We start from the raw sequence: 24,906 nt of genomic DNA, 5'->3' as shown, positions 1-24,906 counted from the left end.
GTTCCCCATACATAGTCAGCATCCATCGGGATGCAAAAGGTTTTTACCATGACAGGAACAGTCGCCTTCGACCCTTCCACCTTAAAATACAACGAGGCCGGTTTAATCCCCGCCATTGCCCAGGACGAAAACTCGGGCGAGGTGTTGATGATGGCCTGGATGAACATGCAGGCGGTTGAAAAAACGCTGTCCTCCGGGCGCGTAACTTATTGGTCTCGATCCCGGCAATCCTTCTGGATCAAGGGCGAAAGCTCGGGCCATGTGCAGGAGTTGGTTGATTTTCGCGTCGACTGTGATCGGGATTGCCTGCTGGTCGTCGTGCGACAATCAGGACCGGCCTGCCACACGAACAGGCGCAGCTGTTTTTACACTGCAGTTCGTGACGGTGACGAGGTCGAGCTGATGTCACCGATGGTGTAGGCCCACCATCTCACGAATGTCTTCCGGGCTGGCTCCATCAGCCCGGTATTTGGAAATAGCGCGGGCATCATCCCGCTTGGCCAGTCTTTTACCGATATCGTCGCGGATCAGGCTGTGGTGGTGATAAGAGGGGCGCGGCAGCCCCAGAAGAATTTGTAGAAGAATATGGATTCGAGTTGCCTCGAACAGATCGCGCCCACGCACGACCCGCGTTACTCCCTGTTCGGCATCATCCAGAACCACCGATAGGTGATAAGACGTACCCATATCTCGGCGCGAGAGAACGACATCTCCAATCGTATTAACCAAATCTGCCCGGCTGAATGAAATTTGCCCGGTTTCACGGTTCGGTCCAAAGCCGGTTTCCAGGAAACTCATCTCGATTTCGGGGGGGACGACCCGACCGGCTTGTTCCATATCCAATCGCAGAGGAACCTTTCGCGGCATAGCACCCGTCCGAATGGCTGCGTTACGACAGGTTCCGGGATAGACAAGCCCGTCCGGCCCTAAGAGAGGAGCACCCTCCTGCGGTGCGCTGGCAGCTGCGGCGATATCCCTGCGGTTACATGTGCAAGGATACAGCAGGCCTTGCGACCAGAGGTCCTCAAGTGCTGCTTCATATACGTGCAGGCGTTCGCTCTGACGCAGAACCGGGCTTGGCCAGCTTAATCCAAGCCACTCAAGATCATCATAAATCTGATCTTCCCAATGCGTTCTAGAGCGGGATCGGTCGATATCTTCGATCCGCAACAGGAATACGCCTTGCTGATCCGTAGCCATATCGCTGGCCAGCAGTGCCGAATAGGCATGCCCAAGATGTAATGGGCCGGTCGGAGAAGGTGCAAACCTGGTTGTGAATGTCACGCTTTTTCAACAATGTAGACGTCGGATTTAAGGTCCATTCCAGGAAGGTGCGGACCATATTCGCGCAATAGCAGCCGCGCGGCCCCCATATCAAGCCAATCGTTCAGGCGGCATGTATAGGTGTGATCCTCAAGCGTATGATCATTAAAGGAGAATGCGAGTAGACCGCCTGTGGGCAAAGCATTCATCAGCATATCAAACGTCTCGGGCGGCGCGGCGCCTACACTTATTACACCGATTGCCGCGATGGCTTTGTAGCCTCCGACTTTCAACGGGTTTGGATCCGCGATATCAAAAGTGCTTAGGGTTCGGTAAACGCCTTTGGCCTTTGCGCCTTCTAGCATTTTCGGCGTTGGGTCGATGCCGTCAATCACCTGAAATCCGACAGCGTTCAGGGCCTCGCCAGACAGGCCAGTTCCACATCCATAATCCAGAATTGGCGTCTGAGGTTCGGGAAGCTTGGACCAGAGCGCCTCGGCCACGCGGCCGGGGGTTGCATACCCGTGCGCCTCGACTTCTGAATCATAGGATGAGGCCCATTTCTGATAGTGATCGCGCGTGGCCTCGGGCGTGTCGAGGCCATAGACGTCCTTTAGATAATCATCGCTCATATCACCATGTTAGGCTTGTTCAGCGTCACACGTCCAGTCAGCATTGGGTGAGCCAGTCAGTCCAAGCCGCCTTGGCGCGATCCGTATAAGCCTTGTAGCGATCTTTGCGCCCCCGACGTCCGCCCTTAAGACCGTCGACAGGACGGAACAGGCCGAAGTTCACGTTCATAGGCTGAAACGTCTTGGCGTCGGCCCCACCTGTGATGTGGTGGATCAGGGCCCCCATGGCGCTGTCCTGCGGAACGTCAGGAAGGGTGCGACCCAGCATCTCTGCTGCGGCGAGCCGTCCTGCCAACAACCCCATGGCTGCACTTTCGACATAACCTTCGACACCGGTGATCTGTCCCGCAAACCGGATATTAGGGCGTGATTTCAGACGCATCTGCTCATCCAAAAGGGTTGGAGAGTTGATGAACGTGTTGCGATGAATGCCGCCCAGACGGGCAAAACTGGCATTCTCAAGCCCGGGGATCATCCGAAAGACGTCCGTTTGCGCGCCGTATTTCATCTTGGTCTGGAAGCCGACGATGTTAAACAACGTCCCCAGCGCATTGTCCCGACGCAATTGTACAACCGCATGCGGCTTGACCTCGGGCTGATGCGGGTTGGTCAGACCGACCGGCTTCATCGGGCCATGGCGCAGCGTTTCCCGGCCACGCTCGGACATGACTTCGATCGGCAGACATCCATCGAAATAGCCCGCCGTTTCGCCCTCGTGGAATTCGGTCTTATCGGCAGCCAGCAGAGCGTCGATGAATGCATCGTACTGGTCTCGGTCCATGGGGCAATTGAGATATGCGGTCCGCTCTTCCTCGGTCTCGCCCTTGTCATATCGCGACTGCATCCAGGCTTTGCTCATGTCGATACTGTCCGCGTAGACGATAGGAGCAATGGCATCGAAAAACGCCAGTGACTCGGCCCCTGTCTCAGAACGGATCGACTCGCTAAGCGCGGCCGAGGTCAGTGGACCGGTTGCAATGATCCAATGGCCGTCATCGGGCAGGGCAGTAACTTCTTCTCCGGTCACTTCGACACGTGGATGGGCGTGCAGCTTGTCTGTGACAGACTCGGCAAAAGGGTCGCGGTCCACGGCCAACGCTCCGCCCGCAGGCAAGCGATGAGTGTCTGCGGTTGTCATGATCAATCCGTTGGCTGCCCGCATTTCCCAATGCAACAGACCCACAGCGTTCTGCTCATCATCGTCGGATCGGAACGAGTTCGAACACACCATTTCGGCCAGATTTCCAGTCTGATGCGCAAAGGTGCCCACTTTGGGTCGCATTTCATGGATCACCACGTCAACGCCCATTTCCGCAGCCTGCCAGGCTGCCTCGGACCCGGCCATGCCGCCGCCCACGATATGCAATTTCTGTGTCATGCGCTGCCACATAGGGCACAGCACAAAGCAACGCAAACCCTCATGGGGCGGAACTCTTACATTTTCTGGGAAATTTTGGGGTCGCCGCTGCGGGAATGTCAACGCTGGTGAGAGAGACCAGCTCGGAGGGACCTTCCGCCTACGGCGACCCAAAATACGTAATTCGGCCTTAGCCTTGTCTCAGCATTGCCACAGTGTTGCCCTTTTGAAAAGTCCAAAAATGCGAACAGTGTATAAAATACTTAAGAACATTTGCGTTATTGCTGCCAATTTGGCGGTCTTTTTTCGATAAATGCTGATATTCCTTCCTCGGTATCCCGATGCAGCATATTCTGCGCCATTACCTCACCGGCATAGTCATAGGCTTTTTCGATTGGCATATCGAGTTGTTGGTAAAAAGCTTGTTTGCCGATCTTGACCGCCGACCCAAGCTTGTCTGCCAACTTTTCCGCCAGTGCCTGACTTTCGTGTTCAAGCAGCATTTCAGGGACGACGCGGTTGACCAGCCCAAGCTCTGTTGCGCGCTCAGCGGATATGAAATCGCCTGTGGTCAGCATTTCAAACGCCTTCTTTCGCGGAATGTTGCGACTGAGCGCCACCATCGGCGTCGAGCAGAACAGCCCGATATTTACCCCATTTACGCCAAACCTTGTGCCTTCGGCGGCGACGGCAAGATCGCAGGTGGCCACTAATTGGCACCCGGCCGCGGTCGCAATACCATGAACCTGCGCAATGACGGGTTGGGGTAGGGACTGGATCGACAACATCATTCGCGCGCATCTGGCAAAAAGATCCTGGAAATACGCTTTGCCTCCGTCTTCGCTCTGACGACCGGCAGTCATTTGTTTTAGGTCATGCCCTGCGCAGAACGCTTTGCCTTCGCCCGACAGGACAACAGCGCGGATCGTCTGGTCTTCGCGCAACGTGTCGAACTCATCCTGCAAGGCGGTCAGCATTTCGTCGCTCAGGGCATTAAGCCGCTCTGGTGCGTTCATTTTCAACCTTGCAACCGCACCCGTGTCGCGACGTTCCAGAATTCCCATCTTGCCCTCCGATCTGATGTGGGGCCAACTCTAGGTCGGCAAATCGAGGAGGGGAAGTATGTCATTGGTTCTGAACCGGGCAGAGTTAAGCGACTACATGCATCAGATCTTTCCGCAAGTTCATCGCGATTTCGTAGTCGAAGATCTGACCGAAGACAAAATCACCATGCGGCTGGTCGTTGAAGACCGTCATTTGCGGCCGGGGGGAACTGTGTCGGGTCCGTCGATGTTCGGTCTGGCGGATGTCTGCGTTTACGCGATTATTCTTGCACGCAAAGGCCGACAGTCTCTGGCTGTTACCACAGGTTGCTCGATGGATTTTATGCGCAAACCAGATGGAGCGCGGGACATGATCGCACATTGCACCTTGCTGAAACTTGGAAAAACTTTGGCCGTTGGTGATGTGCTGATGTTTTCGGAGGGCTCAGATAAACCTGTGGCCCGTGCGACAATGACTTATTCTCTGCCCCCAGAAGGCTCGGCTGCAGCAGCATTCGGATAAAAATTGGCCGGGTCAAGCCCGGCCAAGGAAGAGGTCCCAAATGGGACTGGGGATTTGCTACCCGTGCCAGAACGGGCGATTGATTTCGCGGTCGGCCTGATGGCGGGTCAACCCGACGTCACGCAGCAACCGATCATCCAGCTTTGACAAATTTACCCTGCTGCGGCGCTGTCGCTCCCACTTGGTGACAGTCGCCGCAAACCGCACGGCCAGCGATGCGATCAGCGGCAACCGAGGGCTGTCGTTCAGCAACAAAAGGGCAGGGGTGTGCATTGCGCGTGTCATCTTGGGTATCCTTTCAAATTGTATTGACACAAACGTAATATGTTCGGTATGTGTGATTGATACATTCCACATTGTATTAAAATCAAAGGAAGAATTGTAATGGATACAATTTGGCCGGAATCACTGCCGAAATCCAAATGCCCCAAGTATACTCTGGTGGCCGATACAATTCGAAAAGCTATTGATAACAATTTACTGGAAGTCGGAGCCAAGTTGCCTCCGGTCCGGGAGCTGGCGTATCGGTTACAAATCACACCGGGCACTGTGGCGCGCGCCTATACTATTCTGACCGATGAGGGGTTGCTGCATGCCGAGGTGGGGCGTGGTACATTTGTCGCCCCTCCAAAATCGCCGATACTGGACGACGTTTGGGCACGGCAACTGCATTTGCGCGAGGCCAAGTATAGCGCAAATGTCAGCCTGTTCAGCCCACGCTTAGCCGATGTGGGGCAAGTGGCCCTGATCCGCGAGTGCTTGCAAAAAGTTTCGCATGCGGATCCGGGATTGTTTCTGAACTACCCCACCCGAGATGCTTACAAACCCATGCGTCAGGCGGTGGTCGAGTGGTTGTCGGATCTGCCCTTGGGCGCATTGTCCCATGATGACATTGTACTTACGCACGGGGGGCAGAACGGCCTTTGCCTTGTCTTCCAAACCATCCTGCGAGGACCCAAGCCCATCGTTTTGGTGGAAGACTTGTCTTACGCGGGATTCCGCAGAGCCGGGGAACTCATGCGCTCTGAAGTGGTCGGCGTAAAGATGGACAAGTGGGGAATCGACCCCAGCGCAATGGAGCACGTTCTGCGCCAGAACCCTGCCCAGGCTGTTTGCGTGTCACCTGAAGTGCAAAATCCCACCGGCGCGCATACGCCACTTGAGCGAAGGAAAGAGGTTGTCGAAATCGCGCGACGCTTTGATCTACAAATCATCGAGGATGATTGCTACCGAATGGGCGAAGCGCGTGAACCCAGCTATCGCGCTCTTGCACCAGAGCGGGGGTGGCACGTGTCCTCCATCTCCAAGACGCTGACGCCCGCGCTGCGTGTTGGTTTCGCTATTGCGCCGCGCGAACGAAGTGTAGATCTGCGTCGGTCGGCTGAATACGGTTATTTCGGTCTTGCGCAGCCGCTTGCCGAGTTAACTCGGTTAATGTTGTCCGACCCCCGCACGCGGCGCATTGCACGCGATGTTCGACTGAAAATGGGTGAATATGTTCGCGTGACTGTGAATGCTTTGGGAGGGTTTGACCTGAATTGGGCACCGGACGTGCCTTTTGTCTGGCTAAACCTGCCCTCCGGTTGGCGCGCCGCAGCGTTCAGTCGTGCGGCGGAGCGGGAAGGCATCCAACTGCGTTCGGCTGATGAATTTGCTTTACGGGATGGTCGTGCGCCGAACGCAGTGCGTATTGCAATGAACGGCCATGTCTCATTGGAAAGGTTCGAGGACGCAATGCAACGCCTGCGCAACCTACTAGACAATCCGCCCGAGCAAATCAGCGTTTAGATTGGGGTAAAATAATACCTATTTTATAAGTCTCTGTTATTGCTTGATTTAAAAGACATTGCTGTTGTTGACCTGCGCCACACTCCCCTCTAAATACGCTCCATCGAATTCGGACCGCTCTGACTTGGGGCGGTCTTTCACATCAAACAGGACTATCCTGCCATGAAAACCTTTTCTGCAACACCTGCAGACATCGACAAGAAATGGATCCTGATCGACGCTGAGGGCGTTGTTCTGGGCCGTCTTGCCTCGATCGTCGCCATGCGCCTGCGTGGCAAGCACAAAGCGTCGTTCACCCCGAACATGGACATGGGCGACAATGTCATCGTGATCAACGCTGACAAAATCCAGATGACCGGCAAGAAGCGCGAAGAGAACTTCTACTGGCACACTGGCCACCCGGGCGGCATCAAGTCGCGCACCAAACAGCAAATCCTGGAAGGTGCACACCCCGAGCGCGTCGTAACCCAAGCGGTCAAGCGCATGCTGCCGGGCAACCGTCTGGCGCGCAAGCAGATGACCAATCTGCGCGTTTACGCTGGTGCCGAGCATCCCCACGAGGCGCAAGCGCCCGAAGTTCTGGACGTGAAGTCCATGAACAAGAAAAACACCCGGAGCTAATGACCGATGGCTGATCAGATCAATACTCTCGAAGAGCTGAGCGCCGTCGCAGGCGTTGAAACCGTGGCTGAAGAAGTCATCGCGCGCGAGCCCGTCCGTGACGAGCTGGGCCGTTCCTACGCCACCGGCAAGCGTAAAGACGCTGTTGCCCGCGTTTGGATCAAGCCGGGTTCCGGTAAGGTTACCGTGAACGGCAAAGATCAGGACAAGTACTTTGCTCGCCCCGTTCTGCAGCTGATCCTGCGCCAACCGTTCCAGGTTGCCGGTGTGGAAGGTGAGTTCGACGTTGTTGCAACCGTCAAAGGCGGTGGCCTGACCGGTCAGGCCGGTGCGGTCAAGCACGGCATCTCGAAAGCGCTGCAACTGTACGATCCCTCGCTGCGTGGCGCTCTGAAAGCCGCTGGCTTCCTGACCCGCGACAGCCGCGTTGTGGAACGTAAGAAATACGGTAAGCGCAAAGCTCGTCGTTCGTTCCAGTTCTCGAAGCGTTAATCGTTTCGAACTCCGATTTCCGAACGGTCGCAAGAAATTGCGGCCGTTTTTTTGTCGAAACCTTTTGCGAGGTGTGGCCGGTTTTCGATGTGCAGATGACAGCACCCCCGCGCTGAATCATCGGCAAGTAACTTGTTTGTAGCGTCGAAAAAGGCGCAACGGGGCCGATTTTACGTCAACCAGAACAATTCAGGCCAAACACTTGGTCGGTATCTCGGTTGGATGACCCGGCAAAGACAAAGGCGCGAAAGAATCGCGCCTGCCAGCTAGAGAAGACATGGTCTTTAGCAGGTATCAACCGCCCCAGGACCTGACCTCGCCGCAATCCATATGAACAAAGTTCGAACGGTAGTATTTACCGACACCGCCCGCACGGCATGAAATCGCAGCCTTCGCCATCTGCGAAACCGACCGAGAAGCAAGACGCAAATCTGCAGCCTGGCCTTTCATGTGAAGGGAGTTCTTTGCCACGCGACGCGAGCGAGACCGCAGCATAGCATTTGTCTGTGGCGACCGGTATCCCGACAGCAGCATATAAGGTTCGTTTGCGTCCAGCAGATTATGCGAAGCGGCCATGATGTCGATAGTGCGCAGGTCCATGTCTTTGACTTGGTCCGTCCGCCAGTCACGCATGAAGTGGTTCACTTCTTTGACAGCGTCCTTGATGTACTTGCCATCAACCCAATATATCATATCGATCCGCTCGCCTGTGCGACCGGAATACATACGGATACGACGAATATCGCCGCCACCGCGGAGGAAACCTGCTGCGTTTGAATATGTCGGTGCTGCAACCACTGCTGTTGCCGCAAATGCGCCCAATAGGGCCCGCCGGGTCATGCCCGAGGAACTGCTCGTAGTCATTTTATGTTTCGTCCCGTACTGTTCCTGCCTGCACACGATGTTACGCGCGCGTTCTTAATTTTTTCCCATCCCAGGTGGCGAATTTATGGCACAGTCGCGGAAGAGCGCCAAGAAGTCTTTCATATTCATCTTTTCAAGGGGGAATTTTCGGCAGTTTTTTGCGCAGATGACGCTTTTCTGTTTAAACTTAGGGCAGGTTACTTCGGTTTTTGGGTGTCCGATGCAAACGCGCATCACGCGGATAAAGAAGCGTCAAATTGAGGTATTTGTGAATGGACATAAGGTTATGAGGAAAACCATATTGTCTGAACGCGTCCAGTGCGACGCATAAGTCATTGTTTAGTCAAGGTCATCCCATGCGAACGTTTTTTCGTGCTTATACCGGTTTTGTAGTCGCGGCTTGTGTGACCGCATCTGTCAGCTTTGCGCATGCGGAACGTGCGCCTGCGACCAGCTTTCAAATGGCCGTTGCCGAGTTTGCACCTGCGGGATCTGGTATTGCGGACTTCTATCGAGAAACCGGGTTCGCGCCAATCTGGACAGGGACGTCGAAAGAACACCAAACGCGCCGCGCGCATTTAATGCGGGCATTGACTTCGGTACATTTACACGGGTTGCCGGAAGACAAATATGGCGCGCAGGGCCTTATGGCCAAAATGGAAAATGCTCGTTCTCTGCGCGAAATCGGCGCAATCGAGATCTCGTTGACCCGTGCTTTTGTTCGCTATGCAAATGACATGTACTCGGGGGCGTTGCGCCCTTCCGAAATTGACGACGGTCTGGTGCGTAAAGTCCAGAGAAGATCAACCAAAGATCATTTGCGCGGCGTCATTGCTGGCGGTGCGTCCTATATAGACGGTTTGCCGCCCCAGACTGCGCAATACCGCGCATTGATGAAGCAAAAGCTAGCCCTGCAGACATTGGTGGATCAGGGCGGATGGGGCGCTGGTGTGCCCATCGACAAGTTGGAATTCGGTGACACCGGGCCAAACGTCATCAAGCTGCGCAATCGGCTGATCACGATGGGATATATGAAACCGTCGGCAAGCCCCAAGTTTGACAAAGAACTACTTGCAGCAGTGAAGGCTTTCCAAACCGCGCATGGTCTCGCATCGGATGGGGTGGCCGGGCAGGGCACGATCACCGAGTTGAACCGAAGCGCGTCAGACCGTCTGAAATCCGTATATGTAGCGCTCGAACGCGAACGCTGGTTGCCCCGCGAGCGGGGAGAGCGTCATATCCTGGTAAATCAGGCGGATTTTTCCGCCAAAATTGTGGATGATGGGCTGGTAACCTTTGAAACCCGCGCTGTTATTGGCAAAAATGTTCACGATCGTCGGAGCCCGGAATTCTCGGATAAGATGGAGCATATGGTGATCAACCCCAGCTGGTATGTGCCGCGCTCGATCATCACCAAGGAATATTTACCGCAACTGCAATCCAACCCGAATGCAGTTAATCATATCCACATTACAGATCGCAGTGGTCGTCAGATCGATCGTGGAGCAGTTGATTTTTCGCAATACACGGCACGGAACTTCCCATTCGCGATGCGTCAACCCCCCAGCAAAAGCAATGCGTTGGGGTTGGTGAAGTTCATGTTCCCCAACCAGTACAACATCTACCTTCATGATACGCCGCAGAAAAGCCTGTTTGCCCGGGAAACGCGCGCGTTCTCGCATGGGTGCATCCGACTGGCCCAACCGTTCGAGTTTGCCTATGCGTTGCTGGCCAAGCAGGAAGAAGATCCCAAAGCATTCTTTCAACGTGTTTTGTCCACCGGTAAGGAAATAACTGTTCCGCTCAAACAGCATGTGCCGGTTCACTTGATTTACCGGACAGCCTATATCGGCCCGAAAGGGGATGTGCAGTATCGCCGTGACGTTTACGGCCGCGATCAGAAAATCTGGGAGGCTCTGCAGAAAGCAGGGGTAGCCCTGCCGGACGTTCAGGGGTAATCACCGGGTTATCCTTAATCCGGGGAACCCGACATGAACTATACCATCCAGCAGATTTCCGACGCTTTGGGCGCGACCTGCGAGGGCGACACATCGCTGACGATCCAACGCGCCGCGGAACCCGCAGATGCGGGCTCGAATGATCTGGCAATGGCAATGTCACCCAAATATGCCGAGGCACTTGGCGGCGGAGCGGCCCGTTCGGCGGTGTTGTGGGAAGGGGCCGATTGGCAGGCTTTGGGATTGTCCGCCGCGATCTTTGTTCCACGCCCTCGTATGGCCATGGCTGGTATTACTGCGATGTTGGATCGCGGGCAGGGGATTGACCCGGGCATTCACCCCTCAGCCGTTGTCGACCCGTCGGCAGAGCTAGGGGAAGATGTATCGGTTGGCCCTCTCGCAGTGATCGGAGCGCGAGCGAAGATCGGCGATGGTTCAGTGATTGGCAGCCATTGCGTCGTTGGTATGGACGCTGTTCTTGGCAAAAACGCCTTGCTGCGCGAGATGGTCAGCATAGGGGCCCGTGCTGTCATTGGGGACCGTTTTATCGCGCAACCAGGCGCACGGATTGGCGGGGACGGGTTCAGCTTTGTGACCCCCGAGGTCTCGGACGTCGAAAACGTACGCAAGACTATGGGCGACAAGGGCGATGCGCGCGCGCAAAGCTGGCTGCGCATCCACTCGCTTGGTGCCGTCGAGATTGGGGATGATGTCGAGGTCGGAGCGAATTGCACCGTGGACAATGGCACAATCCGGAACACCCGGATCAGCGATGGCTCCAAACTGGATAACCTTGTGCATGTCGGCCACAATACGCGGGTTGGTCGCGATTGCCTTCTGTGCGGTCAGACCGGCGTATCTGGATCGGTTGATATTGGAAATAATGTTGTTCTGGGCGGTCAGACCGGCGTTGCCGACAACATATTTATCGGTGACGGGGTGATTTCGGGCGGCGGTACAAAAATCTTGTCCAACGTACCAGCAGGCCGTGTGATCATGGGGTATCCGGGTATCAAGATGGAAACTCATACGGACGTATACAAAGCTCAACGGCGTTTGCCGCGCATGGCGCGTGACGTCGAGGCGCTGAAAAAGGCTGTTTTCAAACAGTCGCCGAGCGATTAAATCATCCTCAATGTGATAATCAGAGGATCGACATGAGCATCACCGATCGCGTCATCGCCATCATCGCCGAGCAGGCCGTGCTGGAACCTTCGGATGTGACGCCCGATAGTACGCTCGAGGATCTGGGAATCGACAGCCTTGGACTGGTCGAGAGCATTTTCGCCATCGAGGAAGAGTTTGACATCTCGGTCCCGTTCAATGCGAACGAACCGTCGGCCAGCGATTTTGACATCTCGAACGTGGCGGCAATCATCGCGGGCATTGAAAAACTCGTGTCGGAAAAGGTCTGACACAGGATCATGAAACGCGTTGTTATTACCGGGGCCGGAACGATCAACTCGTTGGGCCATTCCGTTCCCGCGACGCTTGAGGCGATGCGCGAAGGGCGTTGCGGCATTTCGGACCTCGAGTTTCGTGACGTCGAACGGCTGGCCATCAAAATTGGCGGTCAAGTCCGCGGGTTCGAAGCCGAGGGCCGTTTTAACCGTCAACAAATGAGCCTGTATGACAGGTTCACGCAATTCACTCTGACCGCTGCGAAAGAGGCGATCGAACAGTCTGGCATCGAGTTCCACGGCGACTTGGCCGCGCGTTCAGGCGTTGTTCTGGGAACCGCAGGGGGCGGTGTATCGACTTGGGACGACAATTACCGCTCGGTCTATGAGGATGGTAAGAACCGGGTTCATCCATTCGTCGTGCCAAAGTTGATGAACAACGCGGCAGCCAGCCATGTTTCGATGGAGCATAACCTCAAGGGGCCCAGCTTTACCGTATCGACAGCCTGTGCATCGTCCAACCATGCCATGGCGTTGGCGTTTCAGATGGTCCGCAGCGGAGCGGCCCCGGCAATGTTGACCGGTGGCGCGGAATCCATGCTGTGCTTTGGCGGGGTCAAGGCATGGGAAGGGCTGCGGGTGATGTCCAAAGATGCCTGCCGTCCTTTTAGTGCCAATCGCAACGGAATGGTCCAAGGCGAAGGCGCGGGCGTCTTTGTCTTTGAAGAATACGAACACGCACGTGCGCGCGGCGCTGACATCCTGTGCGAAGTGGTCGGTTTTGCCATGACCTCGGATGCGGCCGATATCGTCATGCCCAGCAAACAAGGGGCTGCACGTGCGATTTCGGGTGCTTTGTCTGATGCGGGTATCAATGCGGATCAGGTGGGATATATCAACGCCCACGGCACCGGAACGGCGGCCAATGACAAAACAGAATGCGCGGCGGTTGCGGATGTGTTCGGTCCACATGCGGATGATCTGATGATCTCATCCACCAAGTCCATGCATGGCCATTTGATCGGCGGAACCGGTGCGGTTGAGTTGTTGGCCTGTATAATGGCGCTGCGCGACGGCGTCATTGCTCCGACTATTGGCTACGAAGAACCCGATCCTGAATGCGCACTGGACGTAGTCCCAAACGAGGCGCGAGAATCTAAGGTTGATGTCGCGCTCAGCAATGCGTTTGCATTCGGCGGTCTTAACGCTGTGCTGGCATTAAAGCAGGTCTAAGGCCCTAAACATTCGAGGCGGCTGATCTGAAAAGCCGCCTCTTTTTTGCATCGGGTATCAATTCTGCTGCGCTTGCAGTCCGTCAAATCCGGCAGTGAACCCGGCCAGAGAAACTTCTAGTTCCAACAACTGCGTCGGCGCTACCACAGATACCAGCGAGAGCACGGCCTTGCTTCCGGCTTTCATCGCGTCGACATCGCCTTGCGTGAACCCTAGCTGCGCCAGACAACCCACAGGGTTGCAGTGGTGGTAATTATAGCGGCGGCCTGGGGCACCATCTATTGATAGCGCAATCTGCGCCTGCAGAAGAACTTCCAGAGGGACAAGAACGGTTGCGCCGGCAATCGCGGCGGAACCTTCGGGCAGTTTGGTGACCGTGATATCCGCAATGGGCTGCCCTTCTTGACCGTTCAGAACCTGACGCATCAAGCAGGGATCATCTCCGTTTTCTGTCTTCAGGCAAGTGATATCCCAGTCGCCGGATTGTTCCTTGACATATTGCTCGCCCACGCGCGGGCCGGCTTCGCCCAGGTCCAGATCGCTTCCGACCTGTGTTTGTGGCGTTTCGCTGTCTTGCGCGGCTTCCTGTGCAAAAGTAGCACCGCACCAGAGCGCGGTCGCAAGCAAGCTATAAGATAGAGTGTTCTTGATCATGAATGCCTCGGTCAGGTGATTGATCTTTTTTTCTCGTCTAGCATCCCTGATCGGCAGTGTCAGTCGCTAAGGTGGACCAAGCCGATAATCTGGTCGGATTTTTGCCGGTTTATACGATATCGTGAAACCAGCACCAGATGTAGAAAGGGAGCCGGTGGAGCGGCTCCCTTTCATAGAATTTTCTCCCCGTCGGACTGGCCGACTTAGTTATGCGCAGACGTTACGAAAGGGGAGCGCAACGGTCAACTGCTAACCTGAAATTTTAATCTCAAAAGCGTGATTTGTCCAAAAAAGCCGCGCCATAAGGCGCGGCCAGTCGACAGGGAGGAAGATTGCCACCCACGCGCTTAAACGCGAAGGCAGCGATTAGACTATCGCAGGCAAATGTTAAATTTGTATGGTGAGGACAGATCGGTTCAAATCAAGGCTGAAAATCTATGGAAAACAGTATCTTCTTGGGCGGTGGTGGTGAGGATTATGGGCAGCCGCAGGCCCTTGCATTGAAATACGCCAACCGGCACGGCCTGATCGCCGGAGCGACAGGAACTGGCAAAACAGTGACATTGCAGATTTTGGCCGAGGGATTTTCGCAAGCCGGCGTTCCCGTTTTCCTATCCGACGTCAAAGGGGATTTGTCCGGGTTGGCCAAGGCGGGAAGCGAAACTCATAAGCTTCAACGGGCTTTTCAGGAACGCGCCGAGCGTATTGGGTTTACGGATTACGTATACGGCGCTTGCCCGGTTACCTTTTGGGATTTGTTCGGCGAGCAGGGCCACCCGGTCCGTACAACAGTGACTGAAATGGGCCCGCTGCTTTTGTCCCGCCTGATGGATCTTAGTGAGGCGCAGGAAGGCATCCTGAATATAGCTTTCCGAGTGGCAGACGATGAAGGAATGCCCCTTTTGGACCTGAAGGACCTGCAGTCGTTGCTGGTTTGGATCGGCGAGAACCGGTCGCAACTGTCACTTCGGTTCGGAAATGTCTCGACGGCATCGATCGGAGCTATTCAGCGGCGCCTCTTGGTGCTTGAAAATCAGGGCGGGACCAACCTGTTCGGAGAACCAGCGCTCGAGTTGGCGGATTTAATGCGCACCGACGCACAGGGGCAGGGGATGGTCAACATTCTGGCGTCGGACAAGCTGATGGGGTCGCCCCGCCTTTATGCGACATTCCTTCTGTGGCTGCTCAGCGAGTTGTTCGAGGAACTGCCCGAGGTCGGCGACCCCGAAAAGCCTAAGCTGGTGTTCTTTTTCGACGAAGCGCATCTGCTGTTTGAAGACGCGCCAAAGATCCTTGTCGACAAGGTCGAGCAAGTCGCACGCCTGATCAGATCCAAAGGTGTGGGAGTGTATTTCATCTCGCAGAACCCTGCTGACATCCCCGAGGATATTCTTGGGCAGCTTGGAAACCGCGTTCAACATGCGCTGCGTGCGTTCACTGCACGGGATCGGAAAAATCTGCGTCTGGCCGCAGAGACATATCGAGAAAACCCCGCCTTCGACACCGAGGCAGCAATTCGTGAAGTCGGCGTCGGCGAAGCTGTCACCTCGATGCTGCAAAAAAAGGGCGTGCCCGGAATTGTCGAGCGCACGCTGATCCGCCCGCCAGGGACTCACCTTGGGCCGATTACCTCAGCCGAGCGGCAAACGCTCATTGATGCTTCGCCCATGCAACAGAAATACCGCGACTTGAAAGACCGAAAGTCGGCGTTCGAGATTTTGCAGTCACGGGCGGATGCCGCTGCTGAGGCGGCTCAACAGGCCGAGGAAGAGATCGAAACCAAGTCCGTAGCCGAGCGAGAGTTCGCAACAGCCCGCAGATATTCAGGCAGTCGTGTTGGACGCTCATCTTCCCGAGTATCGCGCAAGAAAGACACGTTCGCGACCGCCATGAGTGAAGCTGTCATCAAAGAGCTGAAAGGAACCACTGGCCGGCGTATTGTCCGCGGAATTCTTGGGGGTTTATTCAAAAGCAGGTAAAACCGGGAAAACAGGCTGCTTTCCCGGCCGAAGGGTCACCCTTTCAGTCGGCGCTGGCCTTCCTGCTTGCAATAGGCATCGGCCTGAGGAACCGTCAGCTTGGTCGCGGGGAAATCAATGGCCCGGTCCCAGTTCACGCGATCCTGGCGATAAAGCTGACAGGTGATTTCACCTTCGGGCGTCTGGATTTTCACCGGGGTGGTTTCAAAATCTTCTGGGCTTGGAACACACCCTGTCAGCCCAGCGATCAGCGTCAGAAAAAGGATTGGTTTGGCTAGTGTCATAATCATGTGAACTCTTTATTGTGAGTGTTTGGTCGCAGTCTCAAGCGGTTTGTCTAAATTCCGGTAAACACCGGAAATTTTCCTGGGGCCGCATGGTGTGTAACGTGCTCTAGACGGGAGAGGCGGGTAAATCAAGAAATCACGCCCGAAATCAGGCGTGATTGTAGTGCCTCTCAAGATGAAGTGATCATTTTTCCGGAATGAGGCCACGGGGGCTGAACCTGAGAACGATCAGCAATATCAGCCCCATAGTGAACAGGCGCATATGCGCGGCACTTTCGATCAAGTGGTCTTTCAGCGCACTTCCTTCGGGCATTCCGGACGTGATCAGGTTCATCAGCCAAAGACCAATGGGTTCCACCTGAACCCACAGGAACCAGATCAAGAACGCACCCAAAACCGCTCCGAAATTGTTACCCGAACCGCCGACGATCACCATGACCCACACAAGGAAGGTAAAACGCAGCGGGTTGTAGGTGCCCGGTGTCAGCTGCCCGTCCAGGGTGGTCATCATTGCGCCAGCGATGCCACAGATTGCAGAGCCAAGAACAAAGATTTGCAGGTGCCGGCGCGTGACGTCCTTGCCCATCGCTTCGGCCGCGACTTCATTGTCGCGAATGGCGCGCATCATGCGGCCCCATGGGCTTTTCAGCGCCATCTGCGCCATCCATAGCAGCACTAGCAGCACTATGGTGAACAGCAGCGAATAGCCCAGCTTGACCGAAAGCGTCGAGGCAGTAACGGGATCAAGACCCAGCCATTCGGCGCGAGCGATGAAACCGGGATCTGCTTGCAATTCGACCTCATATCCCACCACAGGTGCCGGGCGCGGAATGCCGTAGACATTCTTGACGCCGCGGGCCAGCCAATCCTCGTTTTTCATGACGGCGATGACGATTTCGGCAATCCCCAAGGTCGCGATGGCAAGATAATCGGATCGCAACCCCAGTGCAGTTTTTCCGATCAACCAGGCTGCCCCGGCTGCCAGAAGACCGCCAGCAGGCCACGCGATCAGGACCGGCAGGTTCAAGCCGCCGATGTTACCCGCTACGGCCGGGTCGATCGCCTCGATCGCTGCGACATTGGGGTCAAATACCGCGCGGTAGATAAAAAACCCCACAATGAGTATGGCCACAATCGTCAGTGTCTGAACCCGACCTTTTGGTAATTTCCGGGCGGTCACGACGGCCGCAACCACGGTCGCGGCACCCAGCACCAGCGACAGTATGACCCCATACCCACCTGCGACCCACGCACCGGGTGTCGGTGGTGTCGAGACCAGAACAACCGCCAACCCGCCCAAGGCCACAAACCCCATGACGCCGACGTTGAAAAGACCGGCAAATCCCCATTGCAGGTTTACCCCGATCGCCATGATGGCCGAGATCAGCCCCATGTTCAGGATCAATATGGCCGAGTTCCAGCTTTGCGTGAAACCGGACAGCAGGATCAGGCTGGCAACGACCACAAAAAGCAGTGTGTTTTTGACGGGCTCGGTCATACCGCTTTCCCCTTGAACAGGCCCGTGGGCTTAAACAGAAGCACGATCAGCAGGATGGCAAAGCTGACGGCGAATTTGTAATCGGTGGACAGGAACTGGACCAATCCAGAAGGCTCCAGACTTTCAGGGGCCAGATAGGTCAGTACCTTTTTCCACGCATAGGTGATGGTCACTTCGGAAAACGCGATGATGAAGCCACCCGCGATGGCGCCTAGTGGGTTGCCCAAGCCACCCACGATGGCCGAGGCAAAGATCGGCAGCAGAAGCTGGAAATAGACGAAGGGCTTGAAGCTTTTGTCGAGGCCATAGAGCACACCTGCAGTGGTCGCCAGCGCGGCAACGATGATCCATGTGATCATCACCACGCGTTCCGGGTTGATGCCAGACAGCAACGCCAAGTCCTCGTTGTCCGAATATGCCCGCATCGACTTGCCGGTGCGCGTTTTGTTCAGAAACCAGAACAGCAGCACCACGGCGACAACGGCCACGACCACGGTAATACCCTGAGAGGTCTTGATCGCCAGCCCTTCACGCAGGCCGGTCATCGCTTTGAAGTCACGCGCCGAGACGATGAACCGCGCGCCGTCCGAAAAGCGTTGATCATCCGGGCCGATGATGAAGCGCACAACGCCGTTCATGATGAACATCACCCCCATCGACACGATCACCAGAATGACCGGTTTGGCCTTTTGTTCGCGGTAAAAGCGGTAAACCAACCGGTCGGTGACCAGCACCAGCACGATGCATCCCAGAATGGCAAAGGGCAGGGCCAGCAGAGCGGTCGGCAGCGGTCCGAAACTGACCCCAGCGGCCTGCAGGCCCCACGTGACCAGAACCGCAATCATCGCGCCAAAGGCCATCGTGTCGCCATGGGCAAAGTTCGAGAACCGCAGAATTCCATAGATCAGCGTCACCCCAAGAGCGCCCAACGCCAACTGGCTGCCATAGGCGATTGCGGGAACTAGAACGAAGTTGGAGAGCGCCACAAGGGCGTTGAGGAAGTCCATTAAAACTCCTGCTCGCATTTGCCTGAGAATGCGCGTCGTCCGTTGTTAGCTTTCGTATAGTCGGCATAGCGCAGCGGTTGGGTTAGAAACGTCACTGATAGTTCGGTGGTCGAAGTCTTTGTCACATACATATACTCGTGTTTATCACCTTCGACCCGGAACGCTGTCAGCAAATCGTTTTGTGAAGTGGCGGTCCACTCTTGCCCATCGGACAAGCGAATTTTCGAGGTGATCTCGCCTGCTCTGGCGATCCTATCGACTGAAAAATCTCCGAAGCTACTTTTTATTCGCTCGGGAGGTGTGCCCAATAGTTCAAGCGTGAACTCATCGCCCTCACAGTTCTCCACGTTTGTGCAGATTTCTTGCAGTATGCAGGGGGCTGCCCATGCTGAACTGCAAAAAGAGGTAAATACGACAATCAATACGGTTCTCACCTCACCCCCCCAAGAAACTCTTACGTACTTCAGGATCGGCCAGCAGTTCTTTGCCCGTGCCGGTATAGGCGTTCCGCCCCTGAACCAGCACATATCCCTTATCCGCGATCTCCAGCGCTTGACGGGCGTTCTGTTCGACCATCAGGATCGGCAGCCCGGTGCGCGAGACCTCGATGATCCGGTCGAACAGCTCATCCATAACGATGGGCGAGACACCAGCGGTCGGTTCGTCCAGCATCAGCACCTTAGGTTGTGTCATCAGCGCGCGGCCCACGGCGACCTGTTGGCGTTGACCGCCCGACAGCTCTCCCGCCGCTTGGTTGCGCTTGTCGCGCAGGATGGGGAAGAGGTCATAGACCTGCTCCATCGTTCCCGAAATATCGTCGCGGCGGATGAAAGCGCCCATCTCAAGGTTTTCTTCCACCGTCATCGACGTGAAGATGTTCGAGGTCTGCGGCACAAAGCCCATCCCGCGCATCACCCGGTCTTGCGGGCTGAGGTTGGTGATGTCCTCACCGTCCAGCCGCACCGCGCCCGAGCGCACGTCCAGCATGCCGAACACGGCTTTCATCGCGGTGGATTTGCCCGCGCCATTGGGGCCGACGATTACCGCAATCTCACCCTTTTCCACGGCGATGGTGCAGTCGTGCAGGATGTCTGGACCCTTGCCATACCCGCCAGTCATGGTGTCGCCGATCAGGAAGGGGCCGCCTTCGACCTTGTGCGTCTCACCGCTTGTGCGATGGGCGGGGGTCATGGTGCCGACACCATGCGTATTGGTGATCGAGGCGTCCTTGTTGCCCTTGTCGTCCTGGTAGGGGTTGTCGCTCATGCGCCCGCCTCCAGCTTGTCTTTGTTCTTGAGGCCGGTGCCCAGATAAGCTTCGATCACCTGCTCATTGGCCTTGATCTGATCCAGAGTGCCTTCGGCCAGCACCTTGCCCTCGGCCATACAGATGACCGGGTCGCAGATCTTGCCGATGAAATCCATGTCATGCTCGATGACCACGAAGGTATAGCCGCGTTCCTTGTTCAGGCGCAGGATCGTGTCGGCGATGGTCATCAGCAGGGTGCGGTTAACGCCCGCGCCAACTTCGTCCAGAAACACGATCTTGGCGTCGACCATCATGGTGCGGCCCAGTTCCAGCAGTTTCTTCTGCCCGCCCGAGACCTGACCGGCCTTGTGATCGGCCAGATGTTCGATGGTCAGGAATTCCAGCACCTCATCGGCCTTGGCCTTCAAAGCGCGTTCTTCATCGGCGATACGCTTTCGGCCGAACCACGCGTTCCAAAGCGATTCACCCGATTGCGCCCCCGGAACCATCATCAGATTCTCGCGGCAGGACATCGAAGAGAATTCATGCGCAATCTGGAAGGTGCGCAGCAGGCCCTTGTGAAACAGCTCATGCGGGGGCAGGCCGGTGATATCCTCACCATCCATATGGACCTTCCCGCTGGTCGGCGGCAGAACGCCCGCGATGACATTGAACAGAGTGGTTTTTCCGGCCCCGTTCGGCCCGATCAGGCCGGTGATCGAGCCCTTTTGGATTTCCAGCGATGCCCCGTCCACCGCATGAAACCCGCCGAAATGCTTGTGCACGTCTTCGACGACGATCATCTTTTCCCCTAGCCGCCGTTTTCCGGCGTTGTTGCCACATCCCTGTACGAATGGTGCGGGCTTTTGTCATTGAAACAGCCCGGACACAAGGCCCGGGCTGCTTGTTTTTATGACTGTTAACCTTGGATCAACGGAAGTTGACGGTCTTGTTCTCGCCGTCGGTCACTTCGATCTCGCGATACGAACCCGCGCTTTCACCGGGGCCGATCAGCTCAACGCCTGATGCGCCGACATAGTCGATGTCCTGACCGGCAGCCAGCAGCTCCAGACCTTTGGCCAGCTCACCGGGATAGATTTTCTCGCCCGGAGCATTGGCAACGTCCATGATCTTGCCGCCGTAATCGGCAGGGTTGGTGGATCCAGCCGCCTGCATCGCCAGCATGAACAGCGCAGCCGCGTCATAGCTTTCCGGCGAGTAGGGCGACGATCCGTCGAAACCTGCGGCTTCGGCCATGGCGAAATACTTCTCGGCACCTTCACCACCCGAGCCTGCGATCTGACCGAACGAGCCGTTCAGGTCGGGGCCAACATTGTTGGGCAGCGAGTCACCGATCATGCCGCCGGGCAGACCGAACGTGTCAAACGCACCGCTGTCCAGCGCAGATTGGATGATGCCCAAACCGCCCTGATCCAGATAGCCTGCAACAACCAGAATGTCGCCACCGGCCGAGGCCAGTGCGCCCACTTCGGCCGAGTAGTCGGCCTTGCCGTCTTCGTGCGCGGCAACGATGGTCACTTCGCCACCTGACGCCTCAAACGAGGACTGGATCGCGTCTGCCAAACCCTTGCCGTAGTCGTTGTTGGTGTAGGTCAAAGCAATCGAGCTGATGCCACGGTCATTCAGGATGTCCGCCATCACCTGACCTTCACGCGCGTCCGACGGGGCGGTGCGGAAGAACAGGCCGTTATCTTCCATGGTCGACAGGCCGGGCGAGGTCGCCGACGGCGAAATCATCACCATGCCGTTCGGGATCGCGACGTTCTGTAGGATCGCGCCGGTCACGCCCGAGCAATCGCCGCCAATGATGCCAGCAACACCATCCGCGATCATGCGTTCCCCGTTCGAGGTGGCCAAACCATTGTCGATACAGCCAGTGTCTGCACGCGACGCGGTCACTTTGGTGCCATCCAGCAGCTTGCCGGATTCGGTGACCTCGGCCATCGCCATCTCGGCACCCGAACCCATGGCCGGGGCCAGCGATTCAATCGGTCCGGTGAAGCCAAACAGAACACCCAGCGAAATGTCTTCGGCCAGTGCCGGACCAGCCAGCAGAGCGGATGCTGCAGTTGCAGTAAGCAGCTTTTTCATATGGTTACTCCCTATTGTGAACGTATTCGTTCTGGTCACGACCCTAGGCAAGCTGTTCGGAAAAGAAAAGTCCTAACGAAAACGTGTTTTTGTCGAGAGGAAACCTATTTGTTTTCTTAGTGCTAACACAGCGGTTCCAAGGTGAAAAACATGACGGTTCGGGTATTTGCGATTCTTGTTTTTATCTTCGGCACGGGTTCCGCTTTGGCGGATACGCTGAAAACCTCCGCCGGGAATGTTCAGGTCGACACGATGGTCGAGGACCTGGATACGCCATGGGCCATCGGTATTCTGCCCAACGGCGCATTTCTCGTGACCGAACGGGATGGTGAGTTGTTGTATGTCGCAGAAGGAACAGCCAACCCTGTGAGCGGTGTTCCGAAAGTGGTTGCGAACGGGCAAGGTGGGTTGCTGGATGTCACGGTACCAAAGGATTTTGACCAGAGCCGTGAAATTTTCCTGACATTTTCAAAATCACAGCGGGGTGGTGCTGGCACTGCACTTGCCGTGGCGCGTTTGTCGCAAAGTGGAGATCGTTTGACGAACCTACGGGTGATTTTTGAGGCGCTGCCCGGAGGCTCGGGCGGTCGCCATTTCGGCTCGCGGGTGGTCGAAGCGACGGACGGGACACTGTTCGTCACAATCGGAGATCGCGGTGATCGTCCTCAGGCGCAAGACAGGACGAACCATATTGGTACGGTGGTCCGCATCAATCGCGACGGCTCTGTCCCCGCGGATAACCCGTTCGTGGGCCAAGCCGATATTCGGCCCGAGATTTGGTCCTATGGGCACCGAAATCCACAAGGTGCGGGGCTGGACGCCCAAGGCCAGCTTTGGACATCGGAACATGGTGCGCGCGGAGGCGACGAAGTGAACTTGATCCGCCCCGGCTTAAACTATGGATGGCCCGTGATTTCATACGGAAAGCACTATTCCGGACAAAGTATTGGCGAAGGTACCGCCAAGGACGGAATGGAGCAGCCGCGTCACTATTGGGATCCGTCCATCGCTCCGTCCGGCTTGTTGGTCTATTCGGGAAAACTGTGGCCGCAATGGGCAGGGGATATTTTCGTTGGATCGCTCAAATTCAACTACATCGCCCGACTAACGGGTGCCCCCCTGAAAGAAGTCGAACAGATCAAAGGCCCCGAAACGGAACGCGTTCGGGATATCGTCGAAGCACCGGACGGAACGATCTGGTTCATTTCCGTGGGACAAGGAGCGGTTTTCCGGCTTTCACCTGACACATAAGGTGCTGGCCTCTATCCTTGACTGTTGACCCTGAACCAGGCTTGTTTTGGGGCATCAGGGTCATATCAGGGTGCTGTCCATTGCGCGACTTCTCGATAGAAATGTGTGACGACCTGCCAGATCACGAGGAGCTGAACGGAATCCTGTCTCAGTACTATGCGTTGATCGTTCAACGCATGACGGCCATGGGGTTTGAAATAGACCCGGCTGCTCCGAAAAGCGCATTGGCAGAGTTTTGGGCGCGGTCGGATGACTATCTACCGCCGAACGGGTGCCTGGTTCTGGCGAGAGACCGCACGGGTCAGATCATAGGATGCGGCATGATGAAACGTCTGGATCAGGAAACTGGTGAATTGAAACGGGTGTTCGTGACCGAAACTGCACGCGGCACAGGTGCAGGGCGAGCCTTGATTGAAGCGCGAGAGGACGCGGCGCGTTCCTTGGGACTAAAGCGCCTGGTGGCCGACACGCTTACACCGAATATCGAGATGCGGAACCTCTATCCGAAATTGGGATTTTTAGAGCTTTCCGAACCCATCGAGACGACCACCTATCTGGATCAGCCCATGCTGAGGCCGCATCTACACTACTTTGCTAAGACCCTGTAAGCCCGGTCAGACGGAAAGCCGCCCGGCTTGGGCTCCGCGTTCGCGGTAAGGCGTAGTGTTGTAATGCGCACGATAGCATTTCGAGAAATGGCTGGGTGAGGCAAAGCCACAGGCCAGGGCCACGTTGATCACACTCATATCCGTTTGCATCAGCAAGTTGCGCGCCTTGTGCAGGCGCAGCTCCATGTAATACCGTTTGGGCGACCTGCTTAGATAGCGGCGGAACAGGCGTTCCAACTGACGGGTCGACATACCCACGTCTTTGGCCAGAATCGAGGGCGAGATCGGCTCTTCGATGTTCTTTTCCATCATCAGGATAACTTGGCTAAGCTTTGGATGCCGAACGCCGATCCGGGTAGGTGTGGACAGACGCTGAGTGTCCTGATCGGTACGGATCGAGGAATAGATCATTTGATCGGCGACGGCATTGGCAAGATCTTCACCGTAGTCATCGGCAATAATCTTCAGCATCAGATCAATCGACGACGTCCCGCCCGCCGTTGTCATCCGGTTGCCGTCAATTTGGAAAACAGACTTGGTCAGCTCGACCTCATCGAATTCTTCAACAAAGCTGTCTGCGTTTTCCCAGTGAATGGTTGCGCGTTTACCGTCCAGCAAACCAGCTTTGGCCAGCGTGTAGGCAGCTGTGCACAACCCCCCGATCTTGAGGCCACGCCGTGCTTCACGCCGCACCCAGTTCAGAACCTTTTTGGTTGTCGCGGCCTGCACGTCGACGCCACCGCAAATCATCACAACGTCATCGCGCTGCAACTCATTCAGGTCGGTGTCCAACTTAAACTCGGTCCCGGCCGAGCATTTGACAGTCTCGCCTCCTTCGCCCGCGAAGGTCCAGGAATACAGATCTTTGTCAGCCATCCGGTTCGCGATACGCAAACTGTCCAACGCCGAAGCGAATGACAAAAGCGAAAACTTGTCCAGCAGGACAAACACGAAATTCCGGGGGTTGGCCGCAGTGTCTTGCACCGTGACAACTTGGCGTTGCTCTTGCATGGCGAGGTGTCCTTGATTCGGCGCCTGATGACGTTGCGTCTGGCGACAGATGTGACAGCCACCATGATCAAAGGTTG

At 56.1% G+C, this 24,906-nt stretch carries 27 protein-coding genes; 12 read left to right on the top strand and 15 right to left on the bottom strand.

Annotated features, from left to right (window positions below; translation table 11 throughout):
• Positions 1 to 30: 30 nt before the first annotated feature.
• A complete protein-coding gene (gene hisI, locus AC2FF7_RS06905; RefSeq protein WP_480865497.1) occupies positions 31 to 420 on the top strand; it encodes a phosphoribosyl-AMP cyclohydrolase in 390 nt (129 codons plus the stop codon).
• Here hisI and gluQRS read toward each other — a convergent pair.
• The 4 genes from gluQRS to AC2FF7_RS06885 all read right to left on the bottom strand — a co-directional run bounded on the left by gluQRS (position 406) and on the right by AC2FF7_RS06885 (position 4,316).
• Positions 406 to 1,284 (bottom strand): tRNA glutamyl-Q(34) synthetase GluQRS, encoded by an 879-nt coding sequence (gene gluQRS / locus AC2FF7_RS06900; protein ID WP_480865498.1) that lies wholly within the window; start codon positions 1,282 to 1,284, stop codon positions 406 to 408. The genes hisI and gluQRS overlap by 15 nt on opposite strands.
• The gene (locus tag AC2FF7_RS06895; protein WP_353389689.1) at positions 1,281 to 1,895 is read right to left on the bottom strand and encodes a class I SAM-dependent DNA methyltransferase; all 615 of its coding nucleotides are present in this window, start codon (positions 1,893 to 1,895) and stop codon (positions 1,281 to 1,283) included. Before AC2FF7_RS06895 ends, gluQRS begins: the two co-directional genes overlap by 4 nt.
• Before the next feature lie 37 nt (positions 1,896 to 1,932).
• A complete protein-coding gene (trmFO, locus tag AC2FF7_RS06890) occupies positions 1,933 to 3,273 on the bottom strand; it encodes a methylenetetrahydrofolate--tRNA-(uracil(54)-C(5))-methyltransferase (FADH(2)-oxidizing) TrmFO (protein WP_496905411.1) in 1,341 nt (446 codons plus the stop codon).
• 257 nt (positions 3,274 to 3,530) lie between these two features.
• Entirely contained in the window at positions 3,531 to 4,316 is a 786-nt protein-coding gene (locus tag AC2FF7_RS06885) for an enoyl-CoA hydratase (RefSeq protein WP_480865503.1), read from the bottom strand.
• 58 nt (positions 4,317 to 4,374) lie between these two features.
• On the opposite strand from AC2FF7_RS06885, the gene AC2FF7_RS06880 reads away from it, so the two are divergent.
• A complete protein-coding gene (locus AC2FF7_RS06880; RefSeq protein ID WP_480865504.1) occupies positions 4,375 to 4,818 on the top strand; it encodes a PaaI family thioesterase in 444 nt (147 codons plus the stop codon).
• Positions 4,819 to 4,875: 57 nt separating this feature from the next.
• Here the strand turns inward: AC2FF7_RS06880 and AC2FF7_RS06875 are convergent, their stop codons facing one another.
• A complete protein-coding gene (locus AC2FF7_RS06875; RefSeq protein WP_170751163.1) occupies positions 4,876 to 5,103 on the bottom strand; it encodes a DUF1127 domain-containing protein in 228 nt (75 codons plus the stop codon).
• A 99-nt stretch (positions 5,104 to 5,202) separates the two neighbouring features.
• Here AC2FF7_RS06875 and AC2FF7_RS06870 point away from each other — a divergent pair, with 99 nt between their 5' ends.
• From AC2FF7_RS06870 to rpsI, 3 genes are all read left to right on the top strand, one after another.
• Positions 5,203 to 6,606 (top strand): aminotransferase-like domain-containing protein, encoded by a 1,404-nt coding sequence (locus AC2FF7_RS06870; protein WP_496905410.1) that lies wholly within the window; start codon positions 5,203 to 5,205, stop codon positions 6,604 to 6,606.
• A gap of 162 nt (positions 6,607 to 6,768) precedes the next feature.
• The gene (gene rplM, locus AC2FF7_RS06865; protein ID WP_170354147.1) at positions 6,769 to 7,227 is read left to right on the top strand and encodes a 50S ribosomal protein L13; all 459 of its coding nucleotides are present in this window, start codon (positions 6,769 to 6,771) and stop codon (positions 7,225 to 7,227) included.
• A gap of 6 nt (positions 7,228 to 7,233) precedes the next feature.
• Positions 7,234 to 7,719, top strand: coding sequence for a 30S ribosomal protein S9 (gene rpsI / locus AC2FF7_RS06860; RefSeq protein ID WP_170388395.1), 486 nt, complete (start codon positions 7,234 to 7,236; stop codon positions 7,717 to 7,719).
• A 294-nt stretch (positions 7,720 to 8,013) separates the two neighbouring features.
• Here rpsI and mepK read toward each other — a convergent pair whose 3' ends face one another.
• A complete protein-coding gene (gene mepK, locus AC2FF7_RS06855) occupies positions 8,014 to 8,583 on the bottom strand; it encodes a peptidoglycan L,D-endopeptidase MepK (protein WP_170354148.1) in 570 nt (189 codons plus the stop codon).
• A gap of 356 nt (positions 8,584 to 8,939) precedes the next feature.
• Between mepK and AC2FF7_RS06850 the strand changes: the two genes are divergently transcribed.
• The 4 genes from AC2FF7_RS06850 to AC2FF7_RS06835 are packed head-to-tail and all read left to right on the top strand — an operon-like array spanning position 8,940 to position 13,174.
• Complete coding sequence (locus tag AC2FF7_RS06850) at positions 8,940 to 10,541, top strand: L,D-transpeptidase family protein (protein ID WP_496905409.1); 1,602 nt, start codon at positions 8,940 to 8,942, stop codon at positions 10,539 to 10,541.
• 33 nt (positions 10,542 to 10,574) lie between these two features.
• Complete coding sequence (lpxD, locus tag AC2FF7_RS06845) at positions 10,575 to 11,666, top strand: UDP-3-O-(3-hydroxymyristoyl)glucosamine N-acyltransferase (RefSeq protein WP_496905408.1); 1,092 nt, start codon at positions 10,575 to 10,577, stop codon at positions 11,664 to 11,666.
• Between the two features lie 32 nt (positions 11,667 to 11,698).
• A complete protein-coding gene (locus tag AC2FF7_RS06840; protein ID WP_170354151.1) occupies positions 11,699 to 11,956 on the top strand; it encodes an acyl carrier protein in 258 nt (85 codons plus the stop codon).
• A 9-nt stretch (positions 11,957 to 11,965) separates the two neighbouring features.
• On the top strand, positions 11,966 to 13,174 hold the full coding sequence (locus tag AC2FF7_RS06835) for a beta-ketoacyl-[acyl-carrier-protein] synthase family protein (RefSeq protein WP_480495711.1): 1,209 nt from the start codon (positions 11,966 to 11,968) through the stop codon (positions 13,172 to 13,174).
• A gap of 57 nt (positions 13,175 to 13,231) precedes the next feature.
• Here the strand turns inward: AC2FF7_RS06835 and AC2FF7_RS06830 are convergent, their stop codons facing one another.
• Positions 13,232 to 13,828 (bottom strand): invasion associated locus B family protein, encoded by a 597-nt coding sequence (locus AC2FF7_RS06830; RefSeq protein WP_170751172.1) that lies wholly within the window; start codon positions 13,826 to 13,828, stop codon positions 13,232 to 13,234.
• A gap of 437 nt (positions 13,829 to 14,265) precedes the next feature.
• Between AC2FF7_RS06830 and AC2FF7_RS06825 the strand changes: the two genes are divergently transcribed.
• On the top strand, positions 14,266 to 15,807 hold the full coding sequence (locus AC2FF7_RS06825; RefSeq protein ID WP_480865510.1) for a helicase HerA-like domain-containing protein: 1,542 nt from the start codon (positions 14,266 to 14,268) through the stop codon (positions 15,805 to 15,807).
• Between the two features lie 35 nt (positions 15,808 to 15,842).
• On the opposite strand, the gene AC2FF7_RS06820 is transcribed toward AC2FF7_RS06825, so the two are convergent.
• The 7 genes from AC2FF7_RS06820 to AC2FF7_RS06790 all read right to left on the bottom strand — a co-directional run bounded on the left by AC2FF7_RS06820 (position 15,843) and on the right by AC2FF7_RS06790 (position 21,959).
• On the bottom strand, positions 15,843 to 16,097 hold the full coding sequence (locus AC2FF7_RS06820) for a hypothetical protein (RefSeq protein WP_247742620.1): 255 nt from the start codon (positions 16,095 to 16,097) through the stop codon (positions 15,843 to 15,845).
• A 181-nt stretch (positions 16,098 to 16,278) separates the two neighbouring features.
• Positions 16,279 to 17,592, bottom strand: coding sequence for a branched-chain amino acid ABC transporter permease (locus AC2FF7_RS06815; protein ID WP_480865511.1), 1,314 nt, complete (start codon positions 17,590 to 17,592; stop codon positions 16,279 to 16,281).
• Positions 17,589 to 18,599 (bottom strand): branched-chain amino acid ABC transporter permease, encoded by a 1,011-nt coding sequence (locus AC2FF7_RS06810; RefSeq protein ID WP_480865512.1) that lies wholly within the window; start codon positions 18,597 to 18,599, stop codon positions 17,589 to 17,591. Before AC2FF7_RS06810 ends, AC2FF7_RS06815 begins: the two co-directional genes overlap by 4 nt.
• Positions 18,599 to 19,033 (bottom strand): hypothetical protein, encoded by a 435-nt coding sequence (locus AC2FF7_RS06805; protein ID WP_480865513.1) that lies wholly within the window; start codon positions 19,031 to 19,033, stop codon positions 18,599 to 18,601. Before AC2FF7_RS06805 ends, AC2FF7_RS06810 begins: the two co-directional genes overlap by 1 nt.
• Position 19,034: 1 nt before the next feature.
• Positions 19,035 to 19,865, bottom strand: a complete 831-nt coding sequence (locus tag AC2FF7_RS06800; protein ID WP_170751180.1) for an ABC transporter ATP-binding protein — start codon at positions 19,863 to 19,865, stop codon at positions 19,035 to 19,037.
• Entirely contained in the window at positions 19,862 to 20,650 is a 789-nt protein-coding gene (locus AC2FF7_RS06795; RefSeq protein ID WP_496905407.1) for an ABC transporter ATP-binding protein, read from the bottom strand. Before AC2FF7_RS06795 ends, AC2FF7_RS06800 begins: the two co-directional genes overlap by 4 nt.
• A 127-nt stretch (positions 20,651 to 20,777) precedes the next feature.
• Positions 20,778 to 21,959: an ABC transporter substrate-binding protein gene (locus tag AC2FF7_RS06790; protein WP_480865514.1), complete on the bottom strand. Its 1,182-nt coding sequence runs from the start codon at positions 21,957 to 21,959 to the stop codon at positions 20,778 to 20,780.
• A gap of 150 nt (positions 21,960 to 22,109) precedes the next feature.
• Here AC2FF7_RS06790 and AC2FF7_RS06785 point away from each other — a divergent pair, with 150 nt between their 5' ends.
• Together AC2FF7_RS06785 and AC2FF7_RS06780 are read left to right on the top strand one after the other, a co-directional pair.
• Positions 22,110 to 23,210: a PQQ-dependent sugar dehydrogenase gene (locus AC2FF7_RS06785; RefSeq protein WP_496905406.1), complete on the top strand. Its 1,101-nt coding sequence runs from the start codon at positions 22,110 to 22,112 to the stop codon at positions 23,208 to 23,210.
• Positions 23,211 to 23,290: 80 nt separating this feature from the next.
• Complete coding sequence (locus AC2FF7_RS06780) at positions 23,291 to 23,818, top strand: GNAT family N-acetyltransferase (protein WP_480865517.1); 528 nt, start codon at positions 23,291 to 23,293, stop codon at positions 23,816 to 23,818.
• Between the two features lie 6 nt (positions 23,819 to 23,824).
• Here AC2FF7_RS06780 and AC2FF7_RS06775 read toward each other — a convergent pair whose 3' ends face one another.
• Positions 23,825 to 24,829, bottom strand: coding sequence for a GlxA family transcriptional regulator (locus AC2FF7_RS06775; RefSeq protein ID WP_170354163.1), 1,005 nt, complete (start codon positions 24,827 to 24,829; stop codon positions 23,825 to 23,827).
• Positions 24,830 to 24,906 lie beyond the last annotated feature (77 nt).

The organism is Ruegeria sp. YTSC325, assembly GCF_059609525.1.
The sequence above is the reverse complement of the archived record's forward strand: the minus strand, read 5'-3'. Positions and strand labels throughout refer to the sequence as shown.